Raw genomic sequence first — 264 nt, 5'->3', positions numbered from 1 at the left:
CTGCGTGAATAAACACCGGTAGCTTCAAAAATAATTTGTGGATGTTTAGAAAAAGCAGCCAGCTCATGAAGTAATTGAATAAAACCAGGACGATCATTGGTAATAGTAAGTTCATTTTTACTTTCACCAATTAGTTCACAAACAGTAGAATTCGACTTGCTTACATCAATTCCAAAAGTAACTTGCATAATATAACCCCCTAAGCTCAAGTAGTAAAACGTATTTACTTAAGAAATCAGATCTAATTTTCTAAACTCGACATCT

The 264-nt window shown here is 33.0% G+C and carries 1 protein-coding gene; it reads right to left on the bottom strand.

Annotation, left to right across the window (positions count from 1 at the left end; genetic code table 11):
- On the bottom strand, positions 1–188 hold a 188-nt coding region (locus FC37_RS06540), incomplete at its 3' end, for an IS110 family transposase (protein WP_156400665.1).
- Positions 189–264 lie beyond the last annotated feature (76 nt).

Origin of the sequence: Lactobacillus gallinarum DSM 10532 = JCM 2011 (genome assembly GCF_001434975.1) — a bacterium.
Classification (GTDB): domain Bacteria; phylum Bacillota; class Bacilli; order Lactobacillales; family Lactobacillaceae; genus Lactobacillus; species Lactobacillus gallinarum.
The sequence above is the reverse complement of the archived record's forward strand: the minus strand, read 5'-3'. Positions and strand labels throughout refer to the sequence as shown.